Here is a 17,982-nt window from a genome sequence, read left to right as displayed (position 1 = left end):
ATAGATTATGTTAAACTTATTGTTGTAAGGTATCTTGTGCCGTCGGTTTGGTTTTCAGAATGACTTTTTTTCTTTTTTTAATACTGTCTAAATTTAAAGAGCTATTTTGCTCTAATTCCTTCCTGTAAACAGCTTCAGGTTTGAAATCATTTAAAGTTACTGTGCAAATTAAAGGCTGATTAGGACCAATTTTTTTATTATCACCATGATAGCCATAGGCGATATGGGAAGGAAACAGAAAACTGACTCTTTCATTTTTACGCATCAGTTTGATGCCTTCTCTTAATCCTGTCATGATTTCCTGTTTGTCTACGCGATACACCTGAGATCTCAATTCTACTTCGGTGTAGATTATATTGCCATCAAGATCTTTTAATTCATAATTAAAAAAAGCCACATCGCCTTTTTTAGGTGTTAATGTATCCGAGGTATTTCTTGTTTCATAAGTATACCAGTAGCCTTTTGTAGAAGCAAAGTAGCTAATATTAGGATTTTTTTTCATTACAGCTGCAATGCGATCTTCTTCAGTAGCAATTAGTTTTTTATTTCTTTCTACTGATTTTTTCATAAAAACACCAGAGGCTCTTGATACGGGACGTCTTGCATCCTGATGCTGTTTACAGGCTGAAAAACTAATGCAGAAAAGACAACATACAACAATTATTCGGATGACTTTCATAATGTTTATATGGTTAAGTTGTGTACTATTTTTTCAAATTTTTGGATGGTTTCTTCCATAGATATTTCTGATTTCCCTCCGGCAGCATTCCGATGTCCGCCACCGTTAAAATAAGTTCTTGCAAATTCATTTACATCAAACTCTCCCTGAGAACGGAAAGAAATTTTAATAATGTTTTCGTCTGCGTTTTCGATAAAAATAGCAGTAAACTGAATTCCCTTTATGCTTAAACCATAGTTTACAATGCCCTCAGTATCACCTTTTACATAATTGAAACTATTTAATTCTTCCTGAGTTAAAGTAGTGTAAGAGGTTTTGTATTCCGGAATTACTTTTAAGTTTTGCAATGCTTTTCCAAGTAATTGCAGGCGGTGGTACGAACTATTGTCGAAAAGCAGGTTAGGGATAGCAGTATTTTCTACACCTAAATCAATTAATTCGGCTACAATTCTATGGGTGTTTCCGGTAGTGTTTGGGAATCGGAAGGAACCGGAATCGGTTAAAATTCCTGTATAAATACAAGTTCCTATGGTTTTGTCTATTTGGTCTTTTTTATCTAAAAGCGAAATAAAATTATATATCATTTCGCAGGTAGACCCAAAAGAAGTATCGGAATACATATAAGTTGCATAATCATCCGGTTTCTGATGATGATCAATCATTATAAAAATGGTGTTAAGCACTTCCAGCACTTTTTCCATTTCTCCAACACGGTGAAAAGCATTAAAATCAAGTGTAAAAACAATATCGGCCTGTTCTAATATACAGGTACAGTTTTCTTTGTTTTTTTCAAATATTTGTACTGTTTCTGAACCTGGTAACCAAGCTAAAAAATCAGGAAATTCGTTGGGCGAAATTACAGTTGCCTGGTGATTGTTTTTTGTTAAAAAATGATATAATGCTAAGGTTGAGCCCATAGCATCACCATCAGGATTTCTGTGCGGAATAATAGCAATTTTTTTTGGCGTAGCCAATAAGGATACTATCGCTTGTATATCTTGTATTTTCATAGGTTGCGAATTTACATTTTTTTAATGTAAACTATGAAATCATTTAAAAATTAACTTCTTTTTTAGAACTTAAAAATACTTTAGCCGGCCTGCTTTTATTTTTTCGTATAAATGGTATTTTACTCCCCGGGCATTTTGGGAATGATAAATACCTACAGAACCCGAAGCGAGGTACGCGATAAAGCAGGCAATTGCTATAAAAATGGCACTTTCAATACCAAAAAGTTCGATGCCCATAACGGTGCAGGCAACCGGAGTGTGTGTAGCACCTGCAAACACTGCAACAAATCCCATTCCGGCTAAAAGTGCTATTGGTAAAGGAATAAAAACCGATAAAGCACTTCCTAAAGTGGCGCCTACAAAGAATAAAGGAGTTACTTCACCGCCTTTAAATCCGGCTCCTAAGGTAAATCCGGTAAATAGTATTTTGAGTAAAAAATCATAATATTCGTTGGGTTTGTTAAAAGCTTCGACGATGTATGGAACTCCTAGTCCCATAAATTTGACAGCATCGAAATAATAAAAAACCAAAGCTAAAATAACTCCTCCGGTCAAAGGTCTCAATGGTGGATAAGAGATGATTCTTGAAAACAAAGAGCCCCAAAAATGGGTACTTCTTGAAAACAGCATGGCTGCTAAGCCAAATAAAAGGCATGAAGGAATAAGCCAGAGGAAATTATGAAGAGTTAGCGGTGGTACAACAGGAATACTGTAAATGGTATGATGAACGCCCCAGAGTTCGACGGTATAAAAAGCAAAATATGCCACTACAAATGATAGAACGGCGCTTTTCAGACTAAATTTAGACGATAAAATAACTTCAAGTGCAAAAATAGCTCCGGCAAGTGGTGTGCCAAAAACAGAAGCAAATCCGGCACTGATACCTAAAATAATAAGAGTTTTTCTGTCGGAATTATCAAGGTCGAATATTTTTGTAAATTGATCAGCAATGGCGCCTCCCATTTGTACAGCTGTTCCTTCACGCCCCGCTGATCCTCCAAAAAGATGCGTAAAAACAGTTCCAATCAGTACAAAAGGAGTCATTTTGAATGGAATTACTTTTTGAGGAAACCTGTATTCTTCTAATAAAAGATTATTACCTTTTACAACATCTTTACCATAATAATGATACAACATTCCAATTAATAAACCCCCAATGGGCAAAAGTCCAATAAGCCAGATATAATCTGTTCTAAGCTGAGCTGCCCATTCTAAAGCGACTAATAAAAAAGCAGAAGCCGAACCGGAAAATAAGCCTATTAGAGCACAGATTAAAATCCATTTACCAAAAAGGAAAATTGTTTTTTTTAAATCCATTATTGTTTAGGGTCTTTGAACTTGTTTTATAATCTCCGAGCGCAATAAAAGCAGTTTTAGTAGTCTAAAAGCTGCTTTTATTGCGCTCGGAGAGAGACTTTAGAATTTTAATTATTCTGCGATAACAGCAGTTAATTCAATTTCAACAAGATATTCAGGAGCTACTAACTGGTTAATTCCGTAAAAACCGGTCGTTGGTTTGATGTCTTTAAAAAATGTTGCATGAGCGGTTGCTACTGCTTCAAAAGTACTTACATCAGTTGTGAAAATACGGGTACGAATCACATCTTTCATGCTTGCATTTAAATCCTCTAGTACTTTTTCAACTCTTTCTAAAATATTTAAGGTTTGAGCATGAGCGTCATCTGCTTTTACTTTGTCACCATCAACAATAGCTACAGTGCCTGAAACTTCAATAATGTTTCCTATGCGTACTGCACGACAATATCCCATTTTGTCTTCCCACGGCGATCCTGTTAAGATGTTTTCTCTTTTCATTTTAATGTATTTAATTAGTTTTTAGAGGAATACGCCTCTGGTTTAAGTTTTGAATATGTCGTGCAATTTATAAAAAATACTAAAATAAAAAACATACATAGCTATAAACCAATATTGCATTTGTATTTTTTTTTGATAGACTGTTTTTACAATAAAATCGTAACTTTATTGTTATCTATTAGGATTAAGTTCAGAAAAGTTGTTTTTTTGGATATAGTTTATAATTAAATTTATAAAAAGATGAATCAATATTTTAGTTTTAAAAGTCAGGTTTTTATTTTAGGTTTGATGTTCGGAGTTCTTTCTACAGCTTATTCTCAGGAAGAATTCAAAACATTTAAGGCAGCACCCATTAAAAAGAAAGAGGTGAAAGCTGAAGAAAAGAAAGATGTCAAAATATCTACAGCAGATTATAATAAAATCAAATCGTATGTGATAGAAGATGTTGCCGAAAATACCTATGAAGTTCCAAAAAGAGAAGAGTATGATGCTGAAAAATTAGCACAGAGAAATCAGGATTTAGGAGTGGTTAAAGTAGCTTCAGGAATTGCAAAAGTGAGATACCGTGATGCAGCTTATGTGGATGGAGATAAAGTAAGAGTGTATCTGAATTATGTGATCATTCAGCCGGAAGTGCTTTTGAATGGTGAAGAACAAGGTTTTGATATTGAATTGCAAAAAGGTGTGAATCGTATCGATTTTGAAGCAATTAATGAGGGATATGCTGCACCAAATACAGCCGAATTTAAAATCTTTGACGATGCCGGAAATGTACTTTCATCCAATCAATGGAATATTGCAGAAGGTTACAAAGCAACTATTATTTTAGAAAAAGAATAAGATTTTTATTCTGTGAGGTTAAAATTTCTTTAATGTTCCTGCGAGATTTGTTTTGTAAAATTAAAGCTTGGTATATTTGTTGATACTCAGGAAGTAATTAATAAAACAAAGTTGGTATAATATGAAGCAGTTTCTGTTGTTTATAATGATATGTTTTACATGGATTAATACCTATGGTCAGAGTGACTTTGGTTCTGTGAAATTTAAAGCTATTGCACCATTAAATACAGCGCCGGTACCTAAAGAAACCAAACCATCAAATACGGATGCTCCGTTAATAAAAGCACCGGATCTTTTTAAAAAACCAGATGTCGTTTTGCCTTCTGGCTCTAAGTATAAAATTGGAGAAACAAAATCTTTTTCGATGGAGCAAACCAATAATTTTGCTAATCCGGGAGACCGGGTGAAAGAGAAGATGACGAAAGATTTGGATAAAACACTCATTAAAGAAGGTTTGAGAGAAGATGATCGTCTTTTGGTAAAAATTGATAAAAACTTTGGAGAAATCAGGACTAAATCTAAATATTTTGTTGTTAAATATCGTGATTTTGTATACATAGATGGCGATTTGATTAAAGCAACAATTAACGGCCAGATGATAGGAGATATAAAGGAATTGTACTCCAGTTATGGTCAGTTTATTTTTGATTTAAAAGAGGGTTTCAACACTTTTGAAATGGAAGCTTACAGTAAAGGAACTTCGGGAGGGAATACCTGCGAGTTTAAAATCTATGATGACAAAGGAGTTTTAGTTCGTTCGGAGTTTTGGGACAACTGGGATAAGGGTGTTAAAGGAAAATTTGTTATTGTAAAAGAATAATGAAAAGATTGGTTTAGGGCTTTTTTTTCGAAAAGAAATCTGGTATGAAAACAGAAAATAAAAAAAATAAAAAATTTCAAAATTCCGTTTTTCCATTCCAAATTTTAAAAGTAATTTTGCGCCCATGCAACACAACGTACTTATTTTAGATTTCGGGTCGCAATACACTCAGCTGATTGCGCGTAGAGTTCGCGAATTAAATATATTCTGCGAAATTTTTCCATATAATAATTTTCCATCGGATTTATCCAGTTATAAGGCCGTAATTTTAGGAGGAAGTCCTTTTTCTGTTCGCGCAGAAGATGCTCCACATCCTGATTTATCACAAATTAGAGGAAAATTGCCAATGCTTGCCGTTTGTTACGGAGCACAATATTTGTCTCATTTTAGTGGAGGTGAAGTGGCTGCGTCTAACACCAGAGAATACGGCAGGGCTAATTTATCCTATATTAAGGAAGGTGAAGTATTTTTTGAGGGAGTTTCTCCAAACAGCCAGGTTTGGATGAGTCATAGTGATAGTATCAAAGCTTTACCAACTAATGCTGTAAAATTAGCAAGTACCCACGATGTGGAATTTGCGGCTTACAAAATTGAAGGGGAAACTACTTATGCTATTCAATACCACCCAGAAGTGTATCATTCTGCTGATGGTTCAAAAATGTTAGAGAACTTCTTAGTGAAAATTGCTGAGGTTCCTCAAAACTTTACACCAAATGCTTTCGTTGAGGAGATTGTAGCTGAAATGAAAGAAAAAATCGGAAACGACAAAGTTGTTTTAGGTCTTTCAGGAGGTGTAGATTCTACTGTAGCGGCAGTTTTATTAAACAAAGCAATCGGTAAAAATCTGTATTGTATTTTTGTAAATAACGGTTTGCTTCGTAAAAATGAGTTCCAAAGTGTATTGGATCAATACGAAGGAATGGGATTAAACGTTAAAGGAGTAGATGCTTCGCAACGTTTTTATGATGCTTTAGCAGGAGTTATTGATCCGGAATTGAAAAGAAAAGCCATCGGAAATGCTTTTATCGAAGTGTTTGATGATGAATCACATAAAATTGAAGATGTTACCTGGTTGGCTCAGGGAACAATATATCCTGATGTAATCGAGTCTGTTTCTGTAAAAGGACCATCGGCTACTATCAAATCACATCACAATGTGGGTGGTTTGCCGGATTATATGAAATTAAAAGTGGTGGAACCTTTGCGTATGCTTTTTAAAGATGAAGTACGCAGAGTGGGAGCGACTTTAGGAATTGATCCGGAATTATTAGGAAGACATCCTTTTCCAGGGCCAGGATTGTCTATTCGTATTTTAGGAGATATTACCTTAGAAAAGGTACAAATTTTGCAAGATGTAGATAAAGTTTTTATTGACGGATTGAAATCTTGGGGATTGTATGATAAAGTATGGCAGGCAGGAGCTATTTTGCTTCCTGTAAATAGTGTTGGAGTGATGGGTGACGAGCGTACTTACGAAAAAGTAGTAGCGTTACGTGCTGTAGAATCTACCGATGGTATGACTGCTGACTGGGTTCATTTGCCTTATGATTTCTTGATGAAAGTATCTAATGATATTATCAACAAAGTAAAAGGAGTGAATCGTGTTGTTTATGATATTAGTTCAAAACCACCAGCAACAATTGAGTGGGAATAATAGAAACCTGTTAGTTTCTTAATTATTATAAAAACGGTATCAGATTTTAGAATAAAATTTGGTGCCGTTTTCTTATCTTTAGTACAATAATTTTTTAAAAGAAATAATCGAATGAAGTGTTTTTTTGCCATTTGGATTCCTGTTTTACTGTTCGCTAATGCTGTTTTTTCGCAAGAAATGATCACTCATAAAGTAGAGCGGGGAGAAACGATAACTGAAATCGCTAAAAAGTATCAGGTAACTCCTTACGATATTTATAAACTAAATCCGGATGCTCAGGATAAGCTGAAACCCAGAATGAAGCTTTTGATTCCTTCTAAATCAGGACTTACAGTTGCTGCTGCTCAGGCTCAAATTGCACATAAAGTTTTGCCTAAAGAAACTTTATACGGAATTGAAAAAAAATATGCTATTTCGGATGCTGATTTGAAAAAAGCAAATCCTTTTTTAGAAACAGATGGTTTGCAAATAGGTCAAACTTTAGTGATTCCGTCTAAAAATAAAGCAACGCTACAAAAAGCAATTTATCATGATGTACAACCAAAAGAAACGAAATATTCGATTGCTAAAAAATATGGAATTACGATTGCGGAATTAGAAAGGAAAAATCCTGAGATTATACCTAATCTTACTATTGGTTATCATTTGTTAATCAAAGGAAATCCATCAAAAAATGAAAGTACTCTTCAAAAGGAAGCTGCTTCTGTTTCAGTAAAAAAATACAATACTTATCAGGTAAAGCCTAAAGAAACCTTGTATAGTTTGTCAAAAATGTTTGATTTGAGTCAGGACGAGTTGGTAAAACTAAATCCGGAACTTAAGAATGGTGTTGAAATAGGAATGCTTTTAAAAGTGCCTGCAAATACTTCTTTTCCTGCGATTCAGGAAAATAAAGTGTATGCTGATTTGAGTCCTAAAAATGTGGGAGGACGTAAAAAGATAGCTTTGTTACTGCCTTTTAATGTCTCCAGAGTAGAAGGGGATACCGTAAATTCGATGACAGAACGATTGAAAAAAGACAAGTTTTTAAATATGACACTGGATTTCTATGCAGGAGCTTTGATGGCAATAGACTCGGCTAAAACACTGGGATTACCAATCGATGTCAGTATATATGATTCTGAAGAAACCAAGTATAATTCCAATGCTGCAGCTATTATAAATACTAATAAATTACAAACAGCCGATGCATTAATAGGTCCTTTTTATCAAAATAATGCCGAAGCTACAGCCCGATTATTAAGCAGTTATAATGTGCCTGTGATTTCGCCTTTGTCAAAAGACTCCGGTAATCCAATAGCAAATTTATATCAAACTGTACCTTCAAATGATGTGTTAAAAACTGCTATGTTTGATTATATGCGTTCTAAACGCGGAAACGTTGTGGCTGTTGTTGACAGAAAAAAAAGTTCGATGAATTTATATCTGGCTCAGAACCAGCCTGATGTAAAGCTGGTAGCATTGAATGAAAACGGTAATATTTCTGCAGAAAGTCTGAGAAATACGCTTGTTACAGGAAGGATGAATTATGTATTAATGGAGACGGCCAGTATCTGGATGGTTAAAACAACTATTGCAGCTATGCTAAGTGTTATGCCGGATTATCAGGTGCAATTAGTAGTGTTAGAACCTAATGATGCATTGGATTCTGATGAAATCAAATTTTCAAATCTGGTAAAATTAAAATTAATGTATCCTTCGGTAACAAGAGATAATACTTCGCCGGAACGTATTGCTTTTGAAAATAAATTCAGAAAGCAGAATTTTATTTCGCCTAGCGATTATGCTACCAGAGGATTTGATGTTACTTTTGATACTATGATGCGTTTAATGCAGAATAAATCTTTTGAAGATACTGTCAATACTACCGCTACTGAACAATTTGAAAACAAATTTGAATATTATAAAAAAGACGGTATGGGTTATGCTAATAAAGGAGTTTACATTTTGTATTATGATACTGATCTGACCGAAAAAACAGCAAACTAAATCTTTTTTTGATGGATGCAAATCAACAGAAATTAGTAAAACTGGCGTATGCTAAAATGCCTTTTGGGAAATATGAAGGTCGTTTTTTGATTGATTTGCCCCAATATTATGTGGTCTGGTATCATAATAAAGGATTTCCAAAAGGAGAATTAGGTGAACAATTACAATTGATTTATGAATTAAAATTGAACGGATTAGAAGAATTGATACGAAATATTAAAAAAAGATACCCAAAACCTCATTGATTTAAGAAATTAATGAGGTTTTTATTTTTGCATTCATAAAAGTCAAATTTAGAAATTATCTCATTTCCAAATTAGCATAATCTAAATTTATAATCGTATTTTTGCCACGTTTTTTACACAACTACAATACAAACTAGAACAGCATGAATCAGACAAAATATATTTTTGTTACCGGAGGGGTTACTTCATCTTTGGGAAAAGGAATTATAGCAGCATCGTTAGCAAAATTATTACAGGCAAGAGGATACAGAACTACTATTCAAAAATTTGATCCTTACTTAAATGTTGACCCGGGAACGTTGAATCCTTATGAACACGGGGAATGTTATGTAACTGATGATGGAGCTGAAACTGATTTGGATTTAGGTCATTATGAGCGTTTTTTAAATGTTCCTACTTCTCAGGCTAATAATGTTACAACAGGAAGAATTTATCTTTCCGTTATCGAAAAAGAGAGAAGAGGAGAATTCTTAGGGAAAACAGTTCAGGTTGTTCCGCATATCACTAATGAAATTAAAGACAGAATGCAATTGCTGGGAAAATCCGGTGATTATGATATTGTTATTACTGAAATTGGAGGAACGGTAGGGGATATTGAATCGTTGCCGTATATAGAATCGGTGCGTCAGCTGGTTTGGGATTTAGGAGAAAATAATGCTATTGTAATTCATCTGACTCTGATTCCTTATCTGGCAGCTGCCGGGGAGTTAAAAACAAAGCCAACACAGCATTCTGTAAAAACGCTGATGGAAAGCGGAATTAAAGCTGATATTCTGGTGTGTAGAACAGAACATGAACTTTCGCAGGAATTACGCAGTAAGTTAGCTTTGTTTTGTAATGTGAAAAAAGAAGCGGTTATTCAGTCTATCGATGCATCTACTATATATGAAGTACCTAATTTAATGCTTGAAGAAGGATTAGATATTGTTGCTCTGAAAAAGCTAGATCTGCCTAAAAAAGCTGCTCCTGATTTAAAAACCTGGAATACTTTTTTAAAGAGATTAAAAAGTCCAAAACATACTGTGAATATCGGTCTGATTGGTAAATATGTAGAAATGCAGGATTGTTATAAGTCTATTTTAGAGGCTTTTATTCATTCTGGTGCTGCTAATGAGACTAAAGTAAATGTAGTTTCTATTCACTCCGAATATATTGATGAAGAAAATATAGCTGATAAATTCAAAGATATTGATGCTATTCTTGTTGCTCCGGGTTTTGGAGAAAGAGGAATCGAAGGAAAAATTGCTGCAGTGCGTTATGCGCGTGAAAATAAAATGCCTTTCTTCGGAATTTGCCTGGGAATGCAAATGTCGGTTATTGAATATTCCAGAAATGTATTAGGGTATGCTGAAGCAAATTCGACTGAAATGAACGATCAGACCTCGCATCCTGTGGTGAACTTAATGGAAGAGCAAAAAAATGTAACTGATAAAGGCGGAACAATGCGTCTGGGAGCATGGAAATGTGAGATAAAACCGGATACTCTGGCTTACAGAATTTATGGGGAAACTACTATTTTTGAGCGTCATCGTCACCGTTATGAATACAATAGTGCCTATGTATCTGAGTTAGAAAATGCAGGATTAAAAGCTTCAGGTATCAATCCGGATACAGGATTAGTAGAAATTGTAGAAATTGAAAATCATCCTTTCTTTATTGGAGTTCAATACCATCCTGAATATAAAAGTACGGTAGCAAATCCACATCCTCTTTTTGTGAATTTTGTTGCTGCGGCTGTAAAAGCAAGAAAAAAATAGTAAAGTATTCTGCATTAGAATAAAAATAATCTGACCCAATAAGTCATAAAATAATTCATATAAAAATGGAAGAAAAAAAGTTTGACCCCAATTCGTTAATTGGTTTTGTATTGATTTTCGGTATACTGCTTTGGATCATGTACCAAAACAAACCTTCTGAAGCGGAACTGGCTGCAGAAAAAGCCAAAAAAGAATTGGTTGTTAAAGATACTAAAACGCAACAAAATGCAGCAAAATTAGTTACTGCTCCGGTAGCATCAAATGATACTCTGCAATTGGCAAAACTTCAAAAAACTTTAGGAAGCTTTGCTTATTCTGCTACTTTGCCGAGTGCGAAAGAGGAATTTACTACCATTGAAAACAAATTAGTAAAACTTAAAATAGCAAATAAAGGAGGTTATATTGCTGAAGCAACTCTGAAAAATTTTGAACGTACTAAAAAAGGATCAGGAGAGTTAGTCAAATTAATTAAGGATAATAATGCACAATTTAATTTAGAATTAGCCACTGCGGATAACCATACTTTAAACACAAAAGAACTTTATTTTGAACCAACTTTGACTAAAAATGGTGAAGACCAAATTTTGACAATGCGTTTAAAAGCAGCCCCTAATGCTTATTTAGAATATAAATATGTATTAAAAGCAAATGATTATATGCTGGATTTTGATATTCAGACACAAGGTTTGGGTACTATTTTAAAAACAGCAAAACCGTTACAGTTAGAATGGGAATTTAAAACCTATACTAATGAAAAAAGTATCTCTTATGAGAACCGTTATTCTGAAATATATTTTGAATATGAAGATGGTAAAAGCGATTATTTAGGTCAGGGACACGACAAAACAGAAACAGCGGAAGAGGTTAGTTATGTCGCTTACAAACAACATTTCTTTTCTTCTATTTTATTATCATCAACTCCTTTTGCAACAGCAGAATTGTATTCTGATAATTTAGTGAATGATGAAGAGATTGATACTACTTTTACCAAGCATTTCAAAGCAGTAATGCCACTGGCTTTCAAAAATGGAGAGATTGATCAAAAAATGAATTGGTATTATGGTCCTACCGATTATAAATTATTAAAATCTTATGACAGAAATTTAGAAGACATTGTAGCCTTAGGCTGGGGAATTTTTGGTTGGATTAACCGTCATCTGTTTATTCCAACTTATGGATTTCTGAGTATGTTTATTTCACAGGGATGGGCTATTGTATTGTTTACTATTTTAGTAAAATTACTAATGTCTCCTATTACGTATAAGTCGTTCCTGTCTCAGGCAAAAATGAAAGTGTTGCGTCCAGAAATCACTGAGATTAGTGAAAAATACAAAGACGAACCAATGAAAAAGCAACAGGAAACTATGAAGTTGTACAACAAAGCCGGTGTGAATCCAATGGCGGGTTGTGTACCTGGTTTACTGCAAATGCCAGTTTTTTATGCTTTGTTTCAATTTTTTCCATCAGCTATTGAGTTAAGACAAAAAGGATTCTTGTGGGCAGATGATTTGTCTTCATTTGATTCGGTTTATAAATTACCTTTCCATATTCCTGCTTATGGAGATCATATTAGTTTATTCCCAATTTTAGCCTCTATTGCTATTTTCTTTTATATGAAAATGACAACCGGAGATCAGCAAATGGCAACACCACAACAGGAAGGAATGCCTGATATGGCTAAAATGATGAAAATAATGGTGTACATTTCGCCATTAATGATGTTGTTGTTCTTTAATAGTTATGCGTCAGGATTGAGTTTGTATTATTTTATTTCAAATACCATTACAATCGGAATCATGTTAGTAATCAAGAATTACATTATTGACAGTGATAAGATTCACGCTCAAATTCAGGAAAATAAAAAGAAAGAGCCTAAGAAACAAAGTAAGTTTCAACAAAAGCTTCAGGAAGCGATGGCGCAACAGGAAGCGATGAAAGCGCAAAAGAAAAAGAAATAATATAAGACTAAAAAAATCTCGTTCATTCGGGATTTTTTTAGTTTACAGATAATTATAATCCGAATCATTCGTTTAAGTTGTTAAAATAGTTTTATGAAATCAATATCTAAAATAAGGTTTGTTTTTTTATTGTTTTTAAGCTTTTGTAATCTTCAGGCACAGAAAGCTTACAATAATCTGGATGCCAATGGGAAAAAAGATGGTGTATGGAAAGGTTTTTATGCGGAGTCTCAAAGACCTCGGTATGAAGGAACTTTTTCGCATGGTAAAGAAATAGGGGAATTTAAATTTTTTGATGATACTAAAGCTGGAACCGTAATTGCTACCCGAACTTTTAATCCCGATGATAATGCAGCTTATACGGTTTTCTATGATCAGAATAAAAATAAAGTCAGCGAAGGGAAGGTAGTCAATAAAATGTTTGAAGGAGAATGGAAATATTACCATAAAGACTCTAAAAGCATTATGACATATGAGCATTATAAAAATGGAAAATTAGAAGGGTTGCGTTCTGTATTTTTTCCAAGCGGAAAAATTGCCGAAGAAACCCATTATAAATCAGGTTCAAAAAATGGCAGTTCTAAAAAATATTCCGAAAGAGGAGTTGTTTTAGAAGAAGTTGCTTTTAAAAATGATCAATATGATGGTGAAGCTGTTTTTAGGGATGTTGACGGCAATATCGTTTCAAAAGGTAAATTCACTAACGGAAAAAAAACCGGTATCTGGCAATTTTTCGAAAATGGAAAATTGACTGCAGAAGAGAATTTGAGCCTTTATAAATCAAAAGAAACGGCAAATAAAAAATAGTTCTTTTATTCTTAAATGTTTTTTAGTATACAAACGAAATGTGATAATGAACAGAATCGTTTGAAAACTTTGTACCTTTGCAGGCATTAAAAATAAATTTATAATGAAACGTGTTGTAGTAGGACTTTCTGGTGGTGTAGATTCAAGTGTTGCAGCTTATTTGTTGCAACAGCAAGGTTATGAGGTTATTGGGCTTTTTATGAAAAACTGGCATGATGATTCGGTAACGATATCTAATGATTGTCCGTGGTTAGAAGACAGTAATGATGCTTTGTTAGTAGCTGAGAAGCTGGGAATTCCGTTTCAAACCGTTGATTTAAGTGAACAATACAAAGAAAAAATCGTTGATTATATGTTCAACGAATATGAAAAAGGAAGAACTCCTAATCCCGATGTGCTGTGTAATCGCGAGATAAAATTTGATGTTTTCATGAAAATTGCCTTAAGTCTTGGAGCCGATTATGTGGCTACAGGACATTATTGCCGCAAAAGTGAAATTGATGTTGACGGAAAGCCGGTTTATCAATTACTGGCCGGTGTTGACAATAACAAAGATCAATCTTATTTCTTGTGCCAGTTGTCACAGGAGCAATTAGCCAAAGCGCTTTTTCCTATTGGAGAATTAACCAAACCTCAGGTTAGAGAAATTGCAGCCGAAATGGAATTAGTTACTGCAGAAAAGAAAGATTCTCAGGGATTGTGTTTTATTGGTAAAGTACGTCTTCCGGAATTTTTACAACAAAAATTACAACCTAAGCCGGGAATAATTGTCCAGATTGATAAAAATAATTCCGTTTATGACATTGGAATACCTAAAGGTTTGTCAGATGAAGAAACCTTGTCTCTGGCAGCAAGTCCAATTGCTTATACACCGGATATGGGAAAAACTGTAGGCAGACATCAGGGAGCACATTATTTTACCATCGGTCAGCGTAAAGGCTTAAATGTAGGAGGAACTGCTGAAGGTTTATTTGTGATAGCTACGGATGTTGATTCGAATATTATTTATACCGGAATGGGAAGCCATCATCCGGGTTTGTTTAGAAAAGCTTTATTTGTAGAAAAATCTGAAGTGCATTGGATTCGTGAAGATTTGGCTCTGGCCAATGGAGATTCGATGAAAGTAATGGCCAGGATTCGTTACAGGCAGCCTTTACAAGAAGCCACATTACATCAGTTTGCATCCGGAATGTATGTTTCTTTTGAAGAGCCACAGTCGGCTATAACCGAGGGACAATTTGTAGCCTGGTATCAGGAGGATGAATTATTAGGTTCCGGAGTGATTTCTTAGTGATACTTTCAGAAAAAAATAATAAATTTAAGTGATTAATTCTTTTATAGATTAATCACTTTTTTTTTAAAACGGTATCACACTTTATGAGAAAGTCTCGTTTGTTATTTTTTCTATTATTTCCTCTTTTTGTTTTTTCGCAGGAAGAAGCCTGGGTATATTTTAATGCTAAAGCAAATGAGCATTATTTTTATAACAATCCGTTAAAAATGCTTTCACAGCGTGCTTTAGACCGGAGAAATATTCAAAATATTGCTTTGGATTTTAAAGATATTCCTATCGATCAGAATTTTATTAGTATCATAAAAAAGGTTTCGGGAATCCAAATTATGGCTAAGTCTAAATGGATGAATGCCATTCATGTAAGAGGTTCTCAGAATGTAGTGAATGCATTAAAAAAGTATGGTTTTGTGTCTAAAATAGATTTTGCTAATCCTGTTTTAAATCAAACCAATAAAGGTTCTAAAATTGTTGTTAGGAAAAACAAGCATTTAAAAAAAGAAAAGTATATCTCTGCTGATAATGAAACTGCTGATTTGCAAATAAAAATGCTAAACGGACAGGTTTTACATCAGCAAAAATATACCGGTTCTGGAAAAATAATAGCTGTGCTGGATGCCGGTTTTTTAGGTGTTGATAAAATAGTTCCGTTTAAACGGTTAAGGGATAATAAACAAATTTTAGGAGTTTATAATTTTGTAACCAGAAGTGATGCTGTTTATACTAAGGATTCCCATGGTACCAATGTGCTTTCCACGATGGGTGCTTATACTGAGAATTCATTAACAGGTACAGCGATAGGTGCTTCTTATTATCTGTTTGTTACCGAAGATATAAGTGCTGAAAATCCGGTGGAGGAATCACTATGGGTGGAGGCTGCTGAAAAAGCAGATAGTTTAGGAGTGGATATTATAAATAGTTCATTAGGGTATACGGAGTTTGACAATCCCGCATATAATCATACTTATGAACAAAGAAACGGAAGTACAGCTTTTATTTCTCAAGGAGCCGAAATTGCTTTTAGCCGCGGAATGCTTGTAGTTGTTTCGGCAGGAAATGAAGGAACAACTAAGGATCCCTATATAGGAGCTCCGGCAGATGCTGCTTCTGTTATTGGAGTAGGAGCAGTAAATGAAAATAAAAATCGGGTAAGTTTTAGCTCTGCAGGTCCCACATCTGATGGTCGGATAAAGCCTGAAGTAATGGCTCTGGGGCAAAATACAGTAGTGTCTGATGAGAATGGAAATAATATTTATCTTAATGGAAGTTCTTTTTCGGCTCCGCTTATTGCCGGAATGCTTGCCTGTTTGTGGCAGGCCTATCCAGAGAAAACAAATCAGGAAATAAAAGAAATGCTGCTTGAATCATCTGATAATTATAATACACCGGATAATCTGTATGGTTATGGAATTCCTGATTTTAATTTGGCATTAGCCAACAAAGCAAATTTAAAAAATGAAAATCTGCAGTATTTTGTCGCTTATCCCAATCCTGCCTCTGATGTTGTTTCTGTTCGTTTTCCTACTGATTTTAATAAAGGGAAAATACTTTTTTATAATGTACTTGGACAAAAAGTTTTAGAAAGTAAGGTACTGGATTTAGAAACCAATTTTTCTTTAGAACCTTTAAGTAAAGGACTTTATTTCTATCAAATTGAATCGGATTTCATTTCCAGATATGGGAAAATAATTAAAAATTGATTGGCAAATGAACAGAATAACAACATTATTTAATATAAAATATCCTTTGATTCAGGCGGGAATGGTTTGGGTTAGCGGTTATAAATTAGCCAGTGCAGTAAGTAATGCCGGAGGTTTGGGATTGATAGGTGCCGGTTCAATGTATCCGGAAGTTTTAAGAGAACATATTCGCAAATGTAAAAAAGCTACTTCGAAACCTTTTGGTGTCAATATTCCGATGCTGTATCCAAATATCGAAGAAATCATGAAGATAATTGTTGAAGAAAAGGTGCAAATCGTGTTTACTTCGGCAGGAAATCCTATGACCTGGACACCTTATTTAAAGGACAATGGAATTACAGTAGTCCATGTGGTGAGCAGTACCAAGTTTGCGTTGAAAGCACAGCAAGCAGGAGTAGATGCCGTCGTTGCTGAAGGTTTTGAAGCAGGAGGGCACAATGGTCGCGATGAAACCACTACTTTTACTTTAATTCCGATGGTGAAAGAACAAATAAAAATTCCTATTATTGCAGCCGGTGGTGTAGCCAATGGAAACGGTATGCTGGCAGCAATGGTTCTGGGGGCAGATGGTGTGCAGGTAGGAAGCCGGTTTGCTGCTTCAACAGAATCTTCGGCGCACGATAATTTTAAGAAAATAATTCTGGATACAAAAGAAGGTGGTACCCAATTAACATTAAAGGAATTAACACCCGTCAGATTGATAAAGAATAAGTTTTTTAAAGATATTGAGGAATTATACACCCACTGTCCAACTGTAGAAGATTTGTCCGGATTATTAGGAAGAGCCCGTGCTAAGAAAGGTATTTTTGAAGGTGATGTAGATGAGGGAGAATTAGAGATAGGTCAGGTAGCCGGATTAATTCACGAAATAAAGTCAGCTGAAACTATTGTTTTAGATATGATGCGGGAATATGAATTTGCTAAAAAACAAGTTGCCAATTTTTTATTTTAAATAAGTCAAAATGACACAAAAAAAAAGCTTTTATTTTTACATCACTTTATTGTTTTTTGCAATTGGTTTCCAGCAATCTTATAGTCAGGTATATCGATTCAGGACTTCAGGATTCAGTGTTTTAGAGAAAAATGAGAATGGAAAATGGGGGAAATGGTCTGAGTTGGGATTAGTTAATATTGCTGTCACTTTAGATACTGACAAGAACAGGATTGTAGTATATTCTCAAAATATTCAATTGTATAATATACTAGTTTATCAGCCTGAATCTGAATCTGAAAGTGATTTAGTGTATTCTTTTAGCTGTAAAGATAACGATGGTGTTGATTGTACAGTTTCAATTATTACCCGTAAAATGCAGAAAAACCGCAAACAACTTTATATCACTTATCCCGATCACGTAATTGTGTATAATATTTTTGCGATGTAAAAAAGGCGATTCAAAAATTACTTTTGAACCGCCTT

Annotated in this window: 16 protein-coding genes; 12 read left to right on the top strand and 4 right to left on the bottom strand. The window is 34.4% G+C overall.

The features are described from left to right. Positions 1-16 precede the first annotated feature (16 nt). The 4 genes from gldI to ABS764_RS16005 all read right to left on the bottom strand — a co-directional run bounded on the left by gldI (position 17) and on the right by ABS764_RS16005 (position 3,504). Positions 17-679, bottom strand: a complete 663-nt coding sequence (gene gldI / locus ABS764_RS16020) for a gliding motility-associated peptidyl-prolyl isomerase GldI (RefSeq protein WP_408082802.1) — start codon at positions 677-679, stop codon at positions 17-19. Between the two features lie 5 nt (positions 680-684). Further along, positions 685-1,689 carry a DHH family phosphoesterase gene (locus ABS764_RS16015; protein ID WP_408082801.1) on the bottom strand — a complete coding sequence of 335 codons (1,005 nt, stop codon included), beginning with the start codon at positions 1,687-1,689 and terminating at the stop codon, positions 685-687. Positions 1,690-1,758: 69 nt separating this feature from the next. Beyond that, on the bottom strand, positions 1,759-3,006 hold the full coding sequence (locus ABS764_RS16010; RefSeq protein WP_408082800.1) for a voltage-gated chloride channel family protein: 1,248 nt from the start codon (positions 3,004-3,006) through the stop codon (positions 1,759-1,761). Positions 3,007-3,117: 111 nt separating this feature from the next. Then, the gene (locus tag ABS764_RS16005; protein ID WP_073246716.1) at positions 3,118-3,504 is read right to left on the bottom strand and encodes a RidA family protein; all 387 of its coding nucleotides are present in this window, start codon (positions 3,502-3,504) and stop codon (positions 3,118-3,120) included. Between the two features lie 240 nt (positions 3,505-3,744). Here ABS764_RS16005 and ABS764_RS16000 point away from each other — a divergent pair, with 240 nt between their 5' ends. The 12 genes from ABS764_RS16000 (at position 3,745) to ABS764_RS15945 (ending at position 17,947) form a co-directional block, all read left to right on the top strand. After that, positions 3,745-4,344 (top strand): hypothetical protein, encoded by a 600-nt coding sequence (locus tag ABS764_RS16000; RefSeq protein WP_408082799.1) that lies wholly within the window; start codon positions 3,745-3,747, stop codon positions 4,342-4,344. Between the two features lie 145 nt (positions 4,345-4,489). Then, positions 4,490-5,164 (top strand): hypothetical protein, encoded by a 675-nt coding sequence (locus ABS764_RS15995; RefSeq protein ID WP_408082798.1) that lies wholly within the window; start codon positions 4,490-4,492, stop codon positions 5,162-5,164. 124 nt (positions 5,165-5,288) lie between these two features. After that, positions 5,289-6,818, top strand: coding sequence for a glutamine-hydrolyzing GMP synthase (guaA, locus tag ABS764_RS15990; protein WP_408082797.1), 1,530 nt, complete (start codon positions 5,289-5,291; stop codon positions 6,816-6,818). 111 nt (positions 6,819-6,929) lie between these two features. Then, positions 6,930-8,807 carry a LysM peptidoglycan-binding domain-containing protein gene (locus ABS764_RS15985; RefSeq protein ID WP_408082796.1) on the top strand — a complete coding sequence of 626 codons (1,878 nt, stop codon included), beginning with the start codon at positions 6,930-6,932 and terminating at the stop codon, positions 8,805-8,807. 11 nt (positions 8,808-8,818) lie between these two features. Further along, complete coding sequence (locus ABS764_RS15980) at positions 8,819-9,052, top strand: DUF3820 family protein (protein ID WP_408082795.1); 234 nt, start codon at positions 8,819-8,821, stop codon at positions 9,050-9,052. A gap of 143 nt (positions 9,053-9,195) precedes the next feature. After that, complete coding sequence (locus ABS764_RS15975) at positions 9,196-10,809, top strand: CTP synthase (protein ID WP_408082794.1); 1,614 nt, start codon at positions 9,196-9,198, stop codon at positions 10,807-10,809. A gap of 65 nt (positions 10,810-10,874) precedes the next feature. Next, positions 10,875-12,767, top strand: coding sequence for a membrane protein insertase YidC (yidC, locus tag ABS764_RS15970; RefSeq protein ID WP_408082793.1), 1,893 nt, complete (start codon positions 10,875-10,877; stop codon positions 12,765-12,767). A 93-nt stretch (positions 12,768-12,860) separates the two neighbouring features. After that, complete coding sequence (locus tag ABS764_RS15965) at positions 12,861-13,574, top strand: toxin-antitoxin system YwqK family antitoxin (protein WP_408082792.1); 714 nt, start codon at positions 12,861-12,863, stop codon at positions 13,572-13,574. A 103-nt stretch (positions 13,575-13,677) separates the two neighbouring features. After that, the gene (gene mnmA, locus ABS764_RS15960; protein ID WP_408082791.1) at positions 13,678-14,865 is read left to right on the top strand and encodes a tRNA 2-thiouridine(34) synthase MnmA; all 1,188 of its coding nucleotides are present in this window, start codon (positions 13,678-13,680) and stop codon (positions 14,863-14,865) included. 86 nt (positions 14,866-14,951) lie between these two features. Then, positions 14,952-16,565, top strand: a complete 1,614-nt coding sequence (locus ABS764_RS15955; RefSeq protein ID WP_408082790.1) for a S8 family peptidase — start codon at positions 14,952-14,954, stop codon at positions 16,563-16,565. Between the two features lie 7 nt (positions 16,566-16,572). Next, positions 16,573-17,517, top strand: a complete 945-nt coding sequence (locus ABS764_RS15950) for an NAD(P)H-dependent flavin oxidoreductase (protein WP_408082789.1) — start codon at positions 16,573-16,575, stop codon at positions 17,515-17,517. A 10-nt stretch (positions 17,518-17,527) separates the two neighbouring features. Next, complete coding sequence (locus tag ABS764_RS15945) at positions 17,528-17,947, top strand: hypothetical protein (RefSeq protein WP_408082788.1); 420 nt, start codon at positions 17,528-17,530, stop codon at positions 17,945-17,947. The last annotated feature ends 35 nt before the right edge of the window (positions 17,948-17,982 follow it).

Origin of the sequence: Flavobacterium plantiphilum (assembly GCF_046000495.1) — a bacterium.
In the GTDB taxonomy this organism is placed as follows: domain Bacteria; phylum Bacteroidota; class Bacteroidia; order Flavobacteriales; family Flavobacteriaceae; genus Flavobacterium; species Flavobacterium plantiphilum.
This window is presented reverse-complemented; position numbering and strand designations above follow the sequence as displayed.